The 1371-nt window shown below is 64.8% G+C and carries 1 protein-coding gene; it reads left to right on the top strand.

The genetic code is table 11. The features are described 5' to 3' along the window. Positions 1–5: 5 nt before the first annotated feature. Positions 6–1371: IS21 family transposase (gene istA / locus BGO80_RS19390; protein WP_286723115.1), on the top strand; the 1366-nt coding region annotated here is incomplete at its 3' end.

Raw genomic sequence — 1371 nt, forward strand, 5'->3', positions numbered from 1 at the left:
TTTGGATGTTGGTCGTGGAGACGATTGCGAAGATACGTCGGCTGTCGCTGGTTCAGGGGAAGTCGATCAAGGAGATCTGCCGTGAGTTGCGGATATCACGGAAGGTGGTCCGCAAGGTGCTTCGTTCCGATGCGACCGAGTTCCGGTATGAGCGTCAGCACCAGCCGAAGCCGAAGATCGGCCCATGGCAGATGCAGCTCGATGCCCTGCTGGACGGCAACGACGCGAAGCAGAAGCGCGAGCGGCTGACGCTGATCCGCATCTATGAGGAACTGCGGGCGCTGGGCTACGAGGGCAGCTACGACGCGATCCGGCGCTACGCCAAGGGCCGGGAGAAGGCTCGCGGTGCGGCAATGGCCGAGGCCCACGTGCCGCTGTTCTATCCCCCGGGCGACGCCTACCAGTTCGACTGGAGCCACGAGATCGTCCTGATCAGCGGCGTCACCGTGACCGTGAAGGTCGCCCATGTCCGGCTCTGCCACAGCCGCATGATGTTCGTCAGGGCCTATCCGCGCGAGACGCAGGAGATGGTGTTCGACGCCCACGACCGGGCCTTCGCCTTCTTCGGCGGCGCCTGCACGCGCGGCATCTACGACAACATGAAGACGGCGGTGGAGACGGTCTTCGTCGGCAAGGAGCGGCAATATAATCGCCGCTTCCTGCAGATGTGCAGCCATTATCTGGTCCAGCCTGTCGCCTGCACGCCGGCGTCGGGCTGGGAGAAGGGTCAGGTCGAGAACCAGGTCGGTCTTGTGCGCGAGCGCTTCTTCACGCCTAGGCTGCGCTTCAAGAGCTACGAGGAGCTCAACGCCTGGCTGCTCGACAAGTGCGTGGCCTATGCCAAGGCCCATCGCCATGTCGACCAGCCGGAGCGCACCATCTGGGACGTGTTCGAGGAGGAACGCAGCAAGCTGGTCGAGTATCGCGGTCCCTTCGACGGATTCCACACCGTTCCCGCCTCGGTGTCGAAGACCTGCACCGTGCGCTTCGACAACAACAAATACTCGGTGCTGTCGACCGCGGTCGGCCGGCCTGTCGAGATCCATGCCTATGCCGATCGCATCGTCATCCGCCAGGACGGCACGATCGTGGGCGAACATGCCCGCTCGTTCGGCCGCAACCAGACGATCTACGATCCATGGCATTACGTTCCGGTTCTGGCCCGCAAGCCCGGCGCGCTGCGCAATGGTGCGCCGTTCCAGGGCTGGGAGCTGCCGCCGGGAATGGAGCGGGTGCGGCGCAGGCTGAAGGCCGCCGACGATGGTGACCGGCAGATGGTGGCGATCCTGACGACGGTGCTGTCCGACGGTCTCGACGCCGTCGAGGCTGCCTGCCAGCAGGCGCTCGCCGAGAACGTCTGCTCGTCCGCCG

The organism is Devosia sp. 63-57, from assembly GCF_001899045.1.
GTDB lineage: Bacteria > Pseudomonadota > Alphaproteobacteria > Rhizobiales > Devosiaceae > Devosia > Devosia equisanguinis.